The sequence below is a fragment of the Metamycoplasma arthritidis genome, assembly GCF_900660715.1.
Lineage (GTDB): Bacteria > Bacillota_I > Bacilli_A > Mycoplasmatales > Metamycoplasmataceae > Metamycoplasma > Metamycoplasma arthritidis.
On the sequence record NZ_LR215047.1, the window covers coordinates 113,347 to 127,703 of the forward strand.

General features: G+C 31.8%; 10 protein-coding genes. 6 read left to right on the forward strand and 4 right to left on the reverse strand.

All coding sequences use genetic code 4. The features are described 5' to 3' along the window. Positions 1-142 precede the first annotated feature (142 nt). From EXC42_RS05760 to recO, 4 genes are all read left to right on the forward strand, one after another. Positions 143-2,284, forward strand: a complete 2,142-nt coding sequence (locus EXC42_RS05760) for a HinT-interacting membrane complex protein P80 (protein WP_012498018.1) — start codon at positions 143-145, stop codon at positions 2,282-2,284. Between the two features lie 16 nt (positions 2,285-2,300). Next, positions 2,301-4,034 carry a HinT-interacting membrane complex lipoprotein P60 gene (locus EXC42_RS05765; protein WP_012498019.1) on the forward strand — a complete coding sequence of 578 codons (1,734 nt, stop codon included), beginning with the start codon at positions 2,301-2,303 and terminating at the stop codon, positions 4,032-4,034. A 3-nt stretch (positions 4,035-4,037) separates the two neighbouring features. Further along, positions 4,038-4,361, forward strand: a complete 324-nt coding sequence (gene hinT / locus EXC42_RS00470) for a histidine triad protein HinT (RefSeq protein WP_012498020.1) — start codon at positions 4,038-4,040, stop codon at positions 4,359-4,361. Between the two features lie 72 nt (positions 4,362-4,433). Continuing rightward, positions 4,434-5,096: a DNA repair protein RecO gene (gene recO, locus EXC42_RS00475; RefSeq protein ID WP_012498021.1), complete on the forward strand. Its 663-nt coding sequence runs from the start codon at positions 4,434-4,436 to the stop codon at positions 5,094-5,096. A gap of 39 nt (positions 5,097-5,135) precedes the next feature. On the opposite strand, the gene EXC42_RS00480 is transcribed toward recO, so the two are convergent. Further along, the gene (locus tag EXC42_RS00480; RefSeq protein ID WP_012498022.1) at positions 5,136-6,920 is read right to left on the reverse strand and encodes a ribonuclease J; all 1,785 of its coding nucleotides are present in this window, start codon (positions 6,918-6,920) and stop codon (positions 5,136-5,138) included. A 320-nt stretch (positions 6,921-7,240) separates the two neighbouring features. Between EXC42_RS00480 and argF the strand changes: the two genes are divergently transcribed. Beyond that, positions 7,241-8,284, forward strand: a complete 1,044-nt coding sequence (argF, locus tag EXC42_RS00485; protein ID WP_012498023.1) for an ornithine carbamoyltransferase — start codon at positions 7,241-7,243, stop codon at positions 8,282-8,284. Positions 8,285-8,286: 2 nt separating this feature from the next. Continuing rightward, a complete protein-coding gene (gene arcC / locus EXC42_RS00490; RefSeq protein WP_012498024.1) occupies positions 8,287-9,225 on the forward strand; it encodes a carbamate kinase in 939 nt (312 codons plus the stop codon). A 45-nt stretch (positions 9,226-9,270) separates the two neighbouring features. Here the strand turns inward: arcC and rlmB are convergent, their stop codons facing one another. The 3 genes from rlmB to EXC42_RS05770 all read right to left on the reverse strand — a co-directional run bounded on the left by rlmB (position 9,271) and on the right by EXC42_RS05770 (position 14,312). After that, on the reverse strand, positions 9,271-9,960 hold the full coding sequence (rlmB, locus tag EXC42_RS00495; RefSeq protein ID WP_012498025.1) for a 23S rRNA (guanosine(2251)-2'-O)-methyltransferase RlmB: 690 nt from the start codon (positions 9,958-9,960) through the stop codon (positions 9,271-9,273). 8 nt (positions 9,961-9,968) lie between these two features. Continuing rightward, positions 9,969-11,174: a class I tRNA ligase family protein gene (locus EXC42_RS00500; RefSeq protein WP_012498026.1), complete on the reverse strand. Its 1,206-nt coding sequence runs from the start codon at positions 11,172-11,174 to the stop codon at positions 9,969-9,971. 168 nt (positions 11,175-11,342) lie between these two features. Further along, positions 11,343-14,312: a hypothetical protein gene (locus EXC42_RS05770; protein WP_012498027.1), complete on the reverse strand. Its 2,970-nt coding sequence runs from the start codon at positions 14,310-14,312 to the stop codon at positions 11,343-11,345. Positions 14,313-14,357: the final 45 nt, after the last annotated feature.

Genomic DNA, 14,357 nt, shown 5'->3' on the forward strand with positions numbered 1-14,357 from the left:
GGTGCCAAGTGCAAAAAAAATCCTACTTTTTACATTTTTTGGGATTAAAAAGTGTGGAAAACCCGCCAAAAACCAAATGGGGTAATTTATGCTACAATATTAATTATTAATTTATCTTAATTTTTTAAGGAGACTTGCTTAAATGTCAGCAAAACAAAAGAAAATTAAAACGACTGAACAAAAAGCCAAAACTAAAAAAATTTTATGAGGCTCAATTTGAGGTGTTGTTTTAGCTGGAGCCGTAACTTCTGGAATTACCATTCCCGTAGCACAAGCTCAAAAACGGATTCCAAGTCCATCGCCTGATCTAAGCCAAAGCGATGTTATTTTTGGAGTTACTGGACCTGATGGCAAAAAACAAAACTTAAACTATGGGGATGTTAGTGCGATCACTAAAAACTTAGCTTTAAACTCACACATTACCAAGGAAGTTGAAAAACATTTAGTTGAATACTTGTACGAAAAAGAATACGAAGCTTCTTTAAAATATGAAGCTATTTATAACGCTAACAAAGTTTCTTCTAAAACAAAATCATTCGCACTTAAATCAGTTGACACCGTTAGAAAAGAAAAAGACAAAGAAATTTCTGATCTTGAAAAAAGATTCCAAGAACAATATGGGTTAACCGGGGATTGACAAGCAAAATTTAAAGAAGAAATTGCCAAAGCTAATTATGGAAAAGCCAACAATAAAAAAGAAGCAATTGAATACAAAGTTTCTGAAAAGTTAAAAGAAGAAGCATTCCGTCGCTACAAAATGGAAGTTAATAAAGATTGAACTTACACCGAACTTAAAAATGGTTATGTAACCGCTAATTCGGACGTTTCTTATATTTACAAAGGTAAGAAAATCCAAATTGCTAAAAAAGGTGAAAAGATTATGTTGCCTTTTGCTGTGAAAGATGAAAACTTTGTGCTACCACCTGATGATTCTCCACAATTGCAAATCAATAAACCTGACGAATTCAAAGTGCCTTTATACACAACTAAATCGTTTATTTTTGAAGAAAAGAAACCAGGCAAATTCTTTAGTGATTGAACTAAACAAAAGCAAATAATAACTTCAACTTTAAGTCTATCAGCAAAACCTGGCAGTGATAAAGATAAAGCTTGGACAGTTACAAAGGCCGAAGTTATTAAGCTACTAAAATTTGCAGTTTATGAAAAATCAAAAGACAAGGTAACTTTGGAACCAGGAATTGATCGGCTAAAAAGCTTCAAGGGTATTAGCACGCTTTTAAAAGATACTACACCAACCGAAGAAGACATTAGAACCGCACAAAATGATCGTTATGCAATTGAAAACGTTTCTTCATCAAACAAAAATGCCGCTGATTATGGCTCAGATGGTATTACCAACTTTCAATCTTTAATTGCTAAAAAAGACGCCGCTGATTATCTACCACTTACTTCGATTTTATCTGGCGACGCCGACTCTTCAGGCAAGGGCATTTTTAAATACGAACAAAAAGATACCTTGTGAAGTGAACTAAAAACTAAACTTTTGGCTCTTTTTGAAGACGATACAACTTTAAAGAATCTATATAGTAATAACCCAATTGAAAAAAGTAAAACTGATTCATATATTGATGAGTATTCAAAAAATAACGCTAAAATTGAAAAATTCATTAATGATATGGATAATGCGAAATTCAACAAAATTGCAGGTGAAGCCTTCCGTGATGTTTTTGGCAAATCTGGTTCAGGCGATGATCAACATAAAATTTCAACTATTATTAAATCAGGTGACAGTTACGTATTTGTAAACAAAAATGGCATTAAAGTTCAAAATGTTTATCAAATCGCAAGCGAAGCCATTCTTAAAAGATTAATAATTCGTAACCTTGAAATTGAATCAAAAATTAACTACGACAACACTGGTATTAAAAAAGCTCTTCTTAATTTAAGTACTATGTTTGATAGTTTCATTGGCGATCAAAATTACCGTATTAATGATTTACTAAAAAAAGATGACTTTAGAAGTTATCTAAAGACTAAAAAATACACCGATCAAGAAGGTAAAAAAGACATAGCTATCACTGATGCTCAAATTAATCAAGCAATTGCTTTTGAAAATCTTTTGAAAACCGATAGAACCAATCGGCTACTAAAGGGCAAAGTAAATGAATTGCAAAAATATATCAAGGATCAAATTAATAGCAACCTTTGAGCAGATTACAAATATGATTCTACTAAAGGCACTTTTAGCCTAGAGCCACATACTGGTAAAGATATCCTAAGCCATCTCTTTGATACAATTTCAAAAATGATCAACGAGCTTTAGAAAAGAGTTAATTTACATGAAACCATTTAATAAAAAATTATTATCAAGTTTATTAATACCTTCAGTTGCATTGCCACTTGCTACTATTTCAGCCGCTTGTGCTACTAGCAAAACTCGGGGTACTCAATCGAACATCATTAAACAAGCGACATCGCAAAATAGAATCATTACTACCTTAACTAATTTCTATTTAGACTATTTCTATGCTAACGATATCGCCGCAGCTAATTTAACTGAAGAAGAGAAAAAAGATCCACTTGCAGCTTTGCTACAAAAACCAAGTTCACAATTCTACAAAGATATGTATGAGCTATTTAAAATTTATGCAAATGCTCAACTTGACAAAGATCCACAATTCTTTTCAGCCATTAGAAGTGAGTTAATTAATGCCGAAATTGATACATCATCATATAAAATTGCTCCATTTGCCACCCCAACTGAAGATGACTTCAAATATTTAATGAAGAATTCAAAATACATTGTCTCTGATATTAGATTGCAACTACAAAAGCTTATTTTAATAAGATTGCACATGTTAAAAGATCGTGAAGAGATCCGCAAATATGCTAATAACAAAGATGGCGAAGACAAAGTTAAAAGAGAAAGACTAAATAAATTAATTAAAGATCACAAAGGTAAAGACAAAGATAAAAAAACTACGGAACATGAACTTCACGAAGCTCTTGATTTTAAAGATAATAATGTTAATTTAATTGAACATTTAGTTAACAATCCATTGCTACAAACTTGAGCTTTCACCGACAAGCGTGATATGCAACTACGTAGATACCAAAGTCGTATTCACTCTGCTGATGAATTTAACAAAATTGCTGAATACAATCCTTTAAATAGTCCGCTTTATGAAGTTAACCCAAAAGCTAAGCATCCAGAACAATTAATTTCTACTGGTAAAAACGAAAACATTGACTTAGCTAAACTAAGAGCATATAAAGGACTTGTGAAAGCTAGCTCAGGCTCAGCGGATCTATCAACAACCTTATACGCAATTAAACGTCAAAAATCATCAATCTTTGGCTTTGTAGACCCTACTACAAGTAAAGTATATTCACAAGATCTTTTCACTTTTGGTAAGCTTCTAAGACAAGAAGATAAAGCTCCTAAGGCTAAATTTAAAGCTGGTGTAGCAGACCAACTAAAAAATAAATCAAAAACTTCAATTTCAAATGAAGATATTGAACTTGAAGGAACAACCCAGCTTGTAGAAGATGGCAAAGTAATAGGCTTTCAAAAAACTGTTACACTAGATTCAAAAACTTACACTTTCTTATTCAAAGTTGAAAGCATTACTTATGATTTAACAAAAAGCAATGATGTTACTATTAAGTTTGCTTTAACCGTAAAAGAACTTGAAAAAAGAGCAGAATTGAAATTTGATTCATTGCTTAAAAACTTTGAAGACGAAAAAGAAAGTAACAAATATAACCAAAGTCAATACCCAACCGACGTTGATTTATTCAAAAATGATAGTTTTGATGCTCGTTATATTGTTAAACTAGTGCCTTCATGAACCGAAGATACAAAGCTAAAACGCAAAACTTTAAGTTTTCGTGAAACACCATGAGAATCGGGAAGTGAAATTAAAAAGATTGCTAATGCTATCGCTTTTCTAGACACTAGTAACTTATTTAAAAAAGCAGTTAAGTATTTTGCCGAAATTGGCTTTAAAATTCAAGAAAGACAATTAGACAATGACGTCAGAGACATACTTAAAAAAGAAGGTTTAATTTAATTTATGGAAAAAGATACATTTCAGAGAATAATCGATCGCGAAATTCCCGCCACAATTATTTACGAAGACGATAAAGTAATTGCTTTTATGGATATTAAACCAGTTAATAAAGGCCATTTTCTAGTAGTTTCAAAAGAATTTTCGCGAAATTTAATTGATATTGAAGAAGATGATTTACTAGAACTTACTAAAAAAGCACGTGAGCTTGCCGTAAGTCAAATGAAAAAACTAGGGGCAACTGGGTTTAGATTCATCGTCAATAATAATGAAAGCGCTGGCCAAGTGATTTTTAGAACTCACATCCATATCATTCCTTATTATGATTAATTTCCATTAATTAAGAAGATTTTAAAAGGCGATTTTTCGCCTTTTAAATTTACTCTAGTAAAATTTAAGAAAATGGAATTTCAACTAAAAGCAATCATTTTAAAGAAAACTAATATTAACGAATATGATGAAATTTTAGAAGTGCTTTCGGAGCAAGGCCATCTTCAAGTTTTTTGTCCAAGCACAAGAAAACCAACTTCAAAAAATAAACTAAGTTTACTACCTCTTAATTTAGTATCACTTGAGCTAATTAAGTCCAAATATGCCACCCTTAAACCAAGGCTAAAACGGGCTACTACAATTAAAGCATTTCTAGTGAAAAGCAACTTAATTAACATGGCCAATGATTTGCTTTATTTTTTTAGCAAAATTAAGGATACTGATAGTCTTATTCTCTTAGATTGCTACGAAGAGCAACTTGACAACCTAGATAAAAATAAAGATACGAAAGTACTTGACTTTATTTTATTTCGCTTGCTTATGATTGAAGGGATTGATCCTAAAACCGATGGCTGCGTTGAATGTGGAAGATTAGATCGACTAGTCGATTTTCAATTTCATAAAGGCGGATTTTTGTGCTCAGATCATTCTGACAAGCTTCTCGGCAAGAGCAACTTAGAAGCTTTGTTTTATTTATCCCAATCCTTTAGTGATTTTGACTTACATTGTGGCTTTGAGGAAGCTCATTTAATTAAAAGAATGATTATTCAATATTTATCAGAAGTTTTATATTAAAAAACCAGGCTAATTAGCTCTAGCTCTGGTTTTTGTTTTTTAGACATATTCGTTTTCTTTGTGCACTTTATTTGAACTATAACGTTTATGACCTTTTTTGCCATTATTTTCTTCTACGAACTCATCTAGTTCAGGATTTTCTTCAATATTGGCTTTAACATGATCGGTAAATAAAATCGTAGGAATAATTACCACATTACGTCTTTTGTGACGGTAGAAAAATGGTGCTAAACGATCAATCATTAGTTGTTTTAGTTGCGGAACATTTCAGTTTTCAATATTTTTAATTGTGTATAGCATTGCTCCGTGAACTATTCGCTTGGCTTCTTCTATTAAATGTAGGGAATTTCTTACATAGAAAGCTCCACGTGAAACAATGCGAGGCTTACCAAGAATTAGATTCTTTTCTTTATTAATTGCAACTATTACATGTAAAAATCCGTTTTGTGCTAGTTCCATTCGTTCGTTTAAAATTTGCGAATTAGTTTCAGAAAGAATATTGCCATCAATGAAGATTGGACCAAAGTCCATTTTTTCATCTGAGAGAGTAATTTTATGATTAACTAAATGATAAACTTCCCCCAATTTATGAATAATAACATTCTCAGGAGCTACACCACATTCGGTTGCGGTATAACCATGAACAACACTCATTCGATATTCACCGTGATATGGCATGAAATATTTAGGTTTGGTCAAGTTAAAAATCTTGCGGTGCTCTTCTTTATAAGCGTGTCCTGAGGTATGCAAGTAACCATCAACCCCGTTTTCACGAATAATTGCCCCAAGCTTATATAAACGATTAACTAAAAGTTCAATTTTAGAACGGTTTCCCGGAATTGGGCTTGATGAGAAAATAATCGTATCGCCAGGTTTGATTTTAACATGTGGATGCTTTTCAAATGACATTTTAGCAAGCCCAGCGAGCTCTTCACCTTGCGAGCCAGTTGTTAAAATTAAAAGTTCACTTTCGTCGTATTTAGAAATTGTTTTTTTATCAATAAAAACTTCTTTAGGAGCGTCAATATATCCTAGCCGTTTTCCGATGTCAACACCATCAACCATTGAACGGCCAAATGCAACAACTTTCTTGTTCATTTTAGCAGCTAATTCAATGATTGCTTTTATTCTTGTTAAGTTTGATGCAAAAGCAGTAACAATAATTTTTCCCTTAGCTTCTTGCATGTATTTGCCAATATCTTTTAAAATATCGCTTTCTGAAGGCGAGTGATTAGGACGCATGGCGTTAGTTGAATCTGAAAATAAAACATCTAGGCCTTCTTTGCCAATCTTTTCTAGTTTAGAAAAGTCAGTTAAATTACCAATTGGATGATAATCAAAACGGAAATCACCTGTCATCATTAAAGAGCCGTTAGGTGTTTTTACTCTAATCCCAAAAGCATCAGGAATTGAGTGTTGTGCTGTTCAAAAATCAACTGAACATTCACCAAATTCAAACACGTCATCTTTGTTAATTTCAATAAATTCAACACGTTTTTTAATCCGTAAATCTTCAAATTTTAATTTTAAATATTGTATTGCAATTCTTGGGGCATAAATTCTTTGAATATCAACTTGTCTAACTAAATGCGGTACCCCACCAATATGATCTTCATGGCCGTGTGTTATAAAAAGTCCGGCAATGCGATCCTTGTTTTCTTTTAAATAAGTGTAATCAGGAATGCAACCACTGATTCCAGTAACATAAGTGTCGCTAAACTTAATACCGGTATCAATGATGAATATTTGGTCATATTCAATTACAAGTGTGCTTTTTCCGATTTCTTGAAAACCACCTAAACCAAAAATTTTTGTTGGTTTCATCTATATACTAGCCTCCATTATTAATGTGAAATTAATGTATTATAAGCATTAGTTAGACTCATTTTACACCAAAACAGGCTAATTTTTGTAATTTCAATTCACTTAAGAATTTAGAAAAACTAAGCACGAGAATTGCTTGCTTTTAAACTAGTGCTAAAAAGTCTTCCATTATTAGCCAATAAAATGGTAAATTATTGAACAAAGTTTGGGTTTTAATAAAAAAATTCATTTACGATCATCATGTTTTTTATTTTAAGTATAATTTTGGTATGTGTTAGTCTTAAAACTAATTTTATTATACTTATATAAGGAGAGCTTTAATGCCAATTAATTTAAAAGGTCGTAGTCTAGATAGTGCACTTAACTTTACTACTGATCAAGTTAACTACCTTCTTGACTTATCACTTGATCTAAAAAGATCAAAATTACAAGGTCTACACACAAACAACCGTCCACTTGTTGGTAAAAACATTGCTATTATGTTCCAAAAAGACTCAACAAGAACTCGTTGTGCTTTTGAAGTAGCGGCTGCTGATTTAGGTGCAAGTTGTACTTACATTGGCCCAGCCGGATCAAACTTCGGTAAAAAAGAATCAATCGAAGACACCGCTATGGTACTTGGACAATTCTATGATGGAATTGAATTTAGAGGATTCAAACAAACAGATGTTGATGCTCTAGTTAAATACTCAGGCGTTCCTGTTTGAAATGGTCTAACCGACGCTGAACACCCAACCCAAATGTTAGCTGACTATATGACTATTAAAGAATTCAAAGGCGACTTAAAAGGCAAAAAAATTGTTTTTGCTGGTGACATTAAAAACAATGTTGCTCGTTCAATTATGATTGGTGCTGCTTTTGTGGGAATGCACGTTGTATTATGCGGACCTAAAGAACAACACGAAATCGTTAAAAATGGTCCAGAACACAAAGAAGTTTACAAAGCTGTTCAAGAACTATTCAAACGTAATGGTGGATCAGTATCATTTTCAGATGACAAGATTAAAGCAGCTAAAGATGCTGATGTAATCTACACTGACGTGTGAGTTTCATTAGGCGAAGATTTCTCACTATTTGAACCACGTATCAAAGAATTAGGTGCATTCCAAGTTGACATGCCTATGCTTAAAGCAGCTAAAGAAGATGTTATTTTCCTACACTGCTTACCAGCATTCCACGATGACCACACCCAATTCTCTGCTGAAATTAAAGAAAAATTCGGTGCAAAATATCCAGTTGTAGCAACCGGTGCTATGGAAGTTACTGACGAAGTTTTCCAATCAAAATACAACAAATCAATTGAACAAGCTGGAAACAGAATGCACTCAATTAAAGCTGTTATTCTAGCTACATTAGGATACTAACAATGAGTCGTATTGTTATTGCCCTAGGAGGAAATGCTTTAGGAAACAATCCTGAAGAACAAAAGGAACTTGTTAAAGTTCCTGCTAAAAAAATTGCTGAGCTTGTTAAAGCTGGCCACCAAGTTGTAGTTGGCCATGGTAATGGTCCACAAGTTGGTATGATTTTCAATGGTTTTGCTTCAGCGCATGAAGTAAACGAAAAAAGCCCACTTGTTCCTTTACCAGAAGCTGGTGCAATGTCACAAGGTTACATTGGTTATCACATGGTTAACGCTATTACCAATGCTTTCATTGATGAAGGCTTAGCTGAACAAGAAGTAATGTATATTTTGACCCAAACTTTAGTTGATGGAGCAGATCCTGCTTTCCAAAACCCAACTAAACCAATTGGTCCTTTCTATACTACTAAAGAAGAAGCCGAAGCAATGAACCCTAATAGCGTAATTAAAGAAGACGCTGGCCGTGGTTACCGTAAAGTTGTTGCTTCACCAAAACCAATCAACTTTGTTGGAATTAACCAAATCAAAAAATCAATCGAAGCTGGTGCAACTGTTATCGTAGGTGGTGGTGGTGGTATTCCTACTGTTACTTGCCCTAAAAAAGGTCACATCTCAGGTGTTGATGGTGTTATTGACAAAGACTTTGCACTTGCTAAATTAGCATCATTAACCAATGCTGATTACTTTGTTGTCCTAACTGCAGTTGACAATGTTATGGTTAACTACAAACAACCAAACCAAAAAGCTCTTACACATGCAACCAAGGCAGAACTTGAAGAATACATTAAACAAAATCAATTTGCTCCAGGTAGCATGCTTCCAAAAGTACAAGCTGCTATTAAATTTGTTGAAGAAGGTGGAAAAGCGGCTTTCATTGGTGATCTAAAAGACCTAGAAAACATTATCAATGGCAAAACCGGAACTAAAGTTACTCTAAACTAAGTAACATCTACTATATATAAAAAATGCCTCGCACAGGGGCATTTTTTAATTTTCCTTGGTTGCTTCATATAACAACACCGCCGTGGCGCTTGCCACATTAAGCGATTGTACAGTGCCTTTTTGTTCTATATAAACAAGAGCATCGGAGTGTTTAATAAGGGTATGAGAAACGCCGCTTTCTTCATTACCAACAATCAGACAAGTTGGTGTAGCAAATTTAGTCTTATGAAGTTTCGTTGCTTTGTCATCAAGCGTAGAGCTATAGATTCAAAATCCATTTTTTTGCAATTCTTTTAATGTATCAAAAAGGCTGCCTACTCTAATAATTTTAATTTCAGTGAAAGCGCCTGAAGAAATTTTTAGTACAGTAGGTGTAACTTCACATGCTCGATTTTTGGGAATGATAATATGTTTAATTCCAAAACCATTAGCATTTCTAATAATAGCCCCAAAATTGTGTGGATCTTGAATGTGATCTAGCATTAATACAAGATTAGGCTTATCTTTAAAAATAGTGCCCAAATCATAATATTGATAGTTATAAATTTCTGCAATATAACCTTGGTGATTACCATTTTTAACTAATTGATTCATTTCTTGGATTGATAAGTATTCAATATTTTTGAAAGTTATTGCTTTATTTACTAATCCTTTTTGCAAGTAGATTTTAGCAATAGGGAAATTTGCTTTTAGAGCATCTAGAACGGAGTTTTTACCATAAATTAAGTTTTTCATATTTACACTTAAATTAATCCTTTTTTAATTAACTTTGCTCTTAAAGTGTCGGCTTGTTCAAAGTTTTTATTAGCTACTTCGTTTTTTCATTGTTGGTATAACTCTTCATCCTCTTTAGTAATGGTTTTTGAAGCGAAATTAAAGCCTAAAATTTTCATTATTGCAATAAAAGTAGTGTATTTTTCTTTGCTTTTAGTTAATTTAATTAACTCTTCATTAGCTTTGGCAAAGTTTAAAGATGCAATCAAAGCAATAATGTGGTTTACTTTTTCTTGATCAATGCTATCATGCATTTTTTCTAACAAGCATTTGCTAGCAATGACTTTAAATTTGTTAATTTGGTTTTGATTCAAAACTAGCATTTCATCAGTTAAGTTAATTGGCTTAGCATAGTTAGTAGTAAGCATTAAAAGTTTGTATGTATCAGCTTCGTATTTTTCTAGAAAATCATGAGGATAAATTAAGTTACCAATTGATTTTGACATTTTTTGATTTTTGTAGTTAAGTGTTCCAAAATGCATTCAATTTTTTGCAATAGGTTGGTGGTGTAAAGCAAAGTGTTGAATATTTTCATTTTCATGATGGGGAAAAATTAGATCAATGCCACCAGCGTGAATATCGATAGTTTTTCCTTCGAAGTATTTGTCAATAAAACAACTACATTCAGTGTGTCATCCTGGGCGACCTTCGCCAAAGGGGCTCGCAAACTTTATTCCCTTGCTAGTCTCTTTTCAAAGCGCAAAATCAAAAGGATTGTTTTTTTGAAATTTGTCTTCATCATAGTTTAAATTAGCAATTTTTTGATTGCTAATTGAGCCATATGTATTTTGGTATTTTTCAATATCAAAGAAAACATTTTTACCAACTTGATAAGCTGCTTTAATATCAATTAGTCTTTGAATGTAGTTATACATATCATCAAGCGAATCGGTCACTCTAATCACTTTAGTTGGCATTTCTAGATTGAAAAGTGTAAACAAATTTAAATAGTATTTTTCGTAAAACGAGGTAATTTCTTTTTCGCTTTTATTTTCTTCTAAAGATTTATTAATAATTTTGTCGTCAATATCGGTTATATTATGTAAATAAAAAATTTCGTCGCCCAAATAGCGTTGAGCTCGAATCATTAAATCAAAAGTAACAATTGGCCTCATGTTGCCAATGTGCGGGTAATTATAGACTGTCGGTCCACACAAGTAATAGTATTTTTTCATATTCACTTATTATATTAGAAAGCCACTATTTTGCTAGTTATTAATGGCGATAAGTATGGCTTAATTTTCAAACTATCTTATCGAAATTTAAAAATAATGAATTCAGTTAATTGCTAATCAATAAAAAAAGCAAGCATTAGAACTTGACACTTGCTTTTTGTTTTTAAGTTAATACATAGATCACCATTTGGTTTTAGCTTGATCGTTTATGTATTTAGATACCTCATCGTATTGGCCATTTTCAGATGATGAAGAAAGTTGTGAATGAAGTAGTAGTTTTTTACTTATATCAAGATTGCTTTCATCAATGATTTGATATTTTAGTTTAGCAATCTCTGCAAATTTTTCTAAGATGTCATCTTGACTTGTGACATTTGTTAGATTTTTTAGGTCTTCTAATTTTTGCTCTATTGTTGTATATTTATCATTTGTCTTAAATGAAGGATCATATTCTAATACTGATTTTGTTGCTCTAATGTAATGAGAGATAATTGATTCAGTATCTTCTAAGCTGCTATAAGTCTTGGCCACAAAACCAAATTGGCGATAAGCTTTGTCAGGTTCTGATTCAAAGCTTACTTGTTCAGAAGTTTGTAGATTTTTAATCTTAGATTTTTTAAATTTTTCTAATCTTTCTTCTAGAACTTGTTTGATATGTTGTAAGTTCGATTGCATTTCATGAATTCAAGCCATTTCAACATATTTGGGTTTCGCTTGATTTTTAATTTCGATAGCTTTTTTAATCTTTTTAAAAAAATGTTCTGCTAAATAATCATCATATGAAGAATCAACGGTAGCTACGAAATAATAGGTTTGATATTTACGATAAGTACTAATATATTCGTTGTAACCATATTCATTGTTTTTATCATATTTAAAGAAATCTTCGAGTCATTGTTTTGCTTGGCCCATCAAGGTGGTATAGCTATCTTTAGAGTTTTTAAATTCTTTGCTTAGTTCTTTGTAGTATCTAAATAATTGTTCAAAATCATAACTTTTTATATAAGAACTATAAGCATTTATTCATTCTAATACTAGTTGATATAGATTTTTAGCATATGCAGGTCTTGAAATTTGTTCATAAGGATTGCTATTACCATTTAGCCATTGCTCGTTAGCAAGATCAGCGGTTTCCAATCATTGTGTTGCTTCATCTTTAATTTGAGTCATTTTTGGTTTAATTTTATTATTTTTGGTTTCAACTATTAATTTTTCATGCAGCTTTTGTATTTTTTTAGCATCTTCTTTTATTTGGGCTATGCTCTTAGCATTCATTGTATTTTTAATTTGCTCAATAAAGTCTTTAAATTGTTTAATTTCATCTTCCAAATCAAAATTGTCTTTGTTAGCCTCTAAAATACTAATTTGTTTTTCAATAGTTTTTATTCTACTTTTAAAAGCTGCAACATGGCTTTCGTATTGGCTTTTTAGACTGATATAATTGCTCTTAGCATTTGTTAGGGATGATTCTAGCGTTCTTGAGATGTTATTTAACTCATAGTAGCTATTGCCTTTTTGGTGTTTTTCATAGTTTTGTAAAGCGGAATTAATACTATTACATATATTTTGTAATTCTTCAAGTGCGTCAATAGGACTTTTATCTGGTTTATGATCATCTAAAAATTTCTTTGCCTCAACTACTTGGCTAGCTAATTTCGTTTTTAAGGTTTCTAAGACAGGCAAATAATGTATGTTGTAAATCTCTTGATAAATTGTTTTGAATGCCTCATATTTTTGTTTTATAAACTCTAAGTCTTTTTGATGGTATTCATTTTCTTGTGTAAACTCAGGAATAATGGCTTTTTCAAGTTTTTCTTTTTGATCAAGCAACCTTGCTACACCTAAATCACGTATGAAATTTGGAATAGTATTTTCAATTTGAAACAATTGTTTTAGTTCGTTTCAAATAGTGCTCTTTTCATTTTCATTCTCAATATGCTTTTGCAATTTAGTTGATGATGTCTTTTCAATATTTTTTAGTTCTTCTAACGTATTAAGGGCTTCGTAGTTGCCAATTTCGGTATTAATTGTTTCTAAAATGGCATCTTTTTGTCAAAGATTTTCCGGTTTTTCAGCCAGTTGTTTTAGGCTTTGAACATGTGCTTTAATTCTTGCTTTGATAGCGTCTAGATCTAAATTATTAGTTTCGTTTTTTAATTTGTCATAACCATCGCTTAATTCCTTATAAGCCTTAGCTAAATCCACAAAATCATTGCTAGATTCATGTTTTAATTTAGCAATGTCTAATTTTTCTTGCAAGGTTATTTTAAGGCTTTCAAAATGCCCGTTTTTTACCGTAGGTAAATAAGCTTCAACAGTCGTAATTTTTTCAAATAATTTTGCTTTTACAAAGTTAAAAGCTTGATTGGTAGCAACTTTTGCTTGATTTTGCAATGTTCTTGCTTCTAATAAATAGTCTTTGGCTTTTTTATTTTGATCGTTGAAAATTTCTTGTGCATGGTTAAGGTGTTGCTCAAGTTGCGGTTGGATATGACCAAATAGATCTGGATATTTTTTTAAATTTTCATTGATTAACTTCGCCTCATCTATTTGTTTTTTTAGAATTTCGCGAGCTTTAGAGGGATCATTAATAGCCTTAGTATATGTAAGAAGACTTTGCAAGTTAGCAATTTCTTGATCGACATAATTTTTATTTTTTTTGCCGTTGGTTGTTTTGGCACTTGTTAATGCCGAAGCGAATTCGTCTTTTAGCCATCCAAGTTCTGAATCAAATGGCTTTTTGACTATTTCTTCTCCTTCTTTAATTAATTTTAAAAGTGTTGATGCAGATTGTTCTCAGGGTTCAACTTCATTTGCTAAATATTTGACAATTTTTTCAATTACCTTATTTAATTCCTTAGCTTCCTTTGCTTTTTTAGCTTCAGTATCAAAAACTTGTTTTTTAGTATCGATATCGCTTAATAATTGATCGAATTTATTACGTTCGTTTGCCTTCATTAAGGCTTGTTTCTTTGCTTCTAAAAGTTTTATTTTTTGATCATAGTCATTTTTAGCTTTTGATAAATCCTTTGGTTTTGAATTTCTAACAACTAAATATGCATTTGTAGTAGTAAGGCCAAGTGTTGAAATTGCCAAAACGCTTAATAAAGCAATTCTTCTTTTATGTGTTTTGTTCACGGAAATTACTCCTTAGTTTATTTTTGGTGATTATTTTCTTGATTT